This is a genomic window from Ruegeria spongiae, assembly GCF_023502395.1.
GTDB lineage: Bacteria > Pseudomonadota > Alphaproteobacteria > Rhodobacterales > Rhodobacteraceae > Ruegeria_C > Ruegeria_C spongiae.
Genome location: NZ_JAMFMB010000072.1, coordinates 1 through 2182, shown reverse-complemented (window position 1 = coordinate 2182; position 2182 = coordinate 1). Strand labels below are relative to the sequence as shown.

General features: G+C 47.1%; 3 protein-coding genes. All 3 read left to right on the top strand.

What is annotated here, in order from left to right; all coding sequences use genetic code 11:
• Window positions 1-416: 416 nt before the first annotated feature.
• The gene (locus tag M3P21_RS22245) at window positions 417-692 is read left to right on the top strand and encodes a hypothetical protein (protein WP_249713699.1); all 276 of its coding nucleotides are present in this window, start codon (window positions 417-419) and stop codon (window positions 690-692) included.
• 12 nt (window positions 693-704) lie between these two features.
• A complete protein-coding gene (locus M3P21_RS22240) occupies window positions 705-1454 on the top strand; it encodes a hypothetical protein (RefSeq protein WP_249713698.1) in 750 nt (249 codons plus the stop codon).
• Between the two features lie 236 nt (window positions 1455-1690).
• The coding region (locus tag M3P21_RS22235; protein WP_249713697.1) for a hypothetical protein at window positions 1691-2182 on the top strand (492 nt) is incomplete at its 3' end.

The following is a 2182-nucleotide window of genomic DNA, read 5'->3' as shown; positions in this document are numbered from 1 at the left end:
TTGGGCTATTATTACCATCAGGTTAGATGGCAAACGGTTCTGATCCTGATCGCACAAAGCATCGATTGACACGACAGATTCGCGGTTGACCCCGGAACATTGACAGAATCAAGGATCATACAAATAATAGACTGGTAATTTTTGACTTTCAGGCGTTTCTTCAGGAGCTTCCATACGGAACCATATCGATTGCCGCACACACATGACAGAAAACGAGTAAACCCCGCACCCGTGATCTCGGATTGGCTTTTTCGCCAGTATTCTTCTGCTTCGGATTCCAGCGGATGTACTTGTGGCCGATCGCGCGCGTCGCGGAACGTCGGTATAGGTATTCCCACTTCTTAGTCTGGTAAAACAAATTGTGGAATAAATTTAGAGGCCTGTTGTTTTGGGGAAATTCTTATGTGAGAAGGAAAGTGATTAGCTTCTCTATTCTCTCCGGTCTTCCCTGTTGTGCTGTAGTGCATGAAAATCCTGATGGCTCAGTTACCGTTAGAGGGCTGGTGAATATGGAAATTGAGCGTGAAGTTAGTGATGAAGACACATGCCGGTCGCTGGCAATGGGCGTTAACACAATCGGTGCTTCTGTTTTTAGAACACCAGAGGCAACGTCTTTAAATATTGGGTATCAATCGCTGAAGCATGTTCGAATCAGAGACAATTGTATGATTCTAGGTGATCCAATCGAATGAAGGGGAAATATTGTGAAGACCGCTTTGTGTGCTGCTCTTGCCTCACTTTTATTGGTTGCTTGCGGAAGCAGTGAACGCCTCACGCTTACAACTTCAACAGAAATTGCGATTAGCGCCGATCCCGCCATCGGTCAGGTCAATATAGGCTATGATCGAACTGAAATGGTCGTAGCACCAAATAACCCAGATACCGGCGCAGTGCCTTCGGTCGTGGCGAGCCTCAGTACCAACGGCAATCCGTTCGATCCGAAAGTACACCAAGTATTTGCCACTGGCACAGCAGCAGACATTGTGGCCGGTGATAGTGCCACAGCCAAACCTGCCGGGAATCTACCGGCAAAAGACAAACGCACAGTATTGATATTCGGCACATCTACAAATGTCGGCTTGAATGCTTCTGTCGAAGGTCAAGGGTTGCCCAATGTAGTATTCGGCTACAAAAGACGAGAAGCAGCAACTATACCGCTTTCCCCCGATGAAATCGGCGCCGGAACGACATCTTCTGTTCTCGCAGCTGTTTCGGTGGACGGGGATGCGGGCCAAGTCGACGGCACGAGGCTCACGGTGAGCCAATTTATGGCTACTGGCCGTGCAGCAGAATTGTTGGCCGGAAGTGACTGCGTCAAAGAAAATTTTGAGGCGGAAGCTGGCGTGGCGACAGCTGCCCGGTTGCGCTCAAATTCCGTTGGCAATCAGGTTACTGAAAGTGAAATACTAGCTCAACGTGTCGCAGATTGCGTCCGCAACAAACAAACCCAATAATATCTACTAACTGAATACGACAGACTTCCCATTCCTTTAAGGTAGTCGTTTTGGGGCACTTATTGAATTCGAAGGGAGAGTACCAATGCAAAAAGCCATCCTTGCCACAAAACACTCTGTTGACAATGAAAGCAAGCGTAGAGCCCACAGTATCAATGACGCGTTTGCACCGCGGCGAATATCAAATTCAAAAAAGAATAAAATTAGAGAAATTCATGACGTCATTGACTATCTAGATGTCGAAGACATCCATTCGATACCTCCCAGCGGCAGGCAAAACATATTGCAATATTTATGCGCATGACTTCGCTTATTTGTGCGGCACTTATATCCCAAGAGTCTGGTGGGACAAAGATGCATTGCAAGATATATCAAATGGAAAATCCATACGCGAAGAGTATGGAAAAACGGTCAGCGAGCTGAATGCAAATAGCCTGCACGACTGGCTCGAGAATTACGGCTCTGAATTCAACTGGAAAAGAGAAAAACAAATTATGAACTTGCAAGGCCGAGCGGACGACGGTTCTGTCTGTATTATTGTGGCGCGGCGCAAGAACAGAAAACGGTCCGGTCATATCTCCGCGGTTGTTCCCCGGAGCAAAGGCTATACTTCGAAAAAATGGCCGGTTGAAAGTCAAGCCGGAAGCATCAATTACCAGTATCATATCAAACGCAGTGCTTGGTGGGAGAAAGAAAAGTTCGATTCGTTCTCATTTTGGCATCATGAT